Source organism: Henriciella marina (assembly GCF_027213945.1).
Classification (GTDB): Bacteria; Pseudomonadota; Alphaproteobacteria; order Caulobacterales; family Hyphomonadaceae; genus Henriciella; species Henriciella marina_A.
Genome location: NZ_JAPWGW010000118.1, coordinates 1 through 231 on the forward strand (window position 1 = coordinate 1; position 231 = coordinate 231).

Sequence of the window (231 nt, forward strand, 5' to 3'; positions counted from 1 at the left end):
CACCGAGCCCAGGCCGAACCGCGAGCTCAGGTAGAGCACGACCACCGGCGCGAAGGCCGCGCCCAGCAGCCAGGCCATGTCGGCCGTCAAGGCGGCGCCGGTGTAGCGGAAGTGCGGCAGGAAGTTGGACGTGACCGACCCCGCCGCCTGGCCGTAGGACAGGCCCAGCAGCACGAAGCCCACCAGGATGAAGGCGCCCTGGCCCGGCTTGCCGCCGCCCAGCATGAAGGG

The 231-nt window shown here is 72.3% G+C and carries 1 pseudogene; it reads right to left on the reverse strand.

The window, feature by feature from the left end:
- Nucleotides 1-231: pseudogene (locus O4G74_RS16365) on the reverse strand (MFS transporter); the annotation flags it as partial.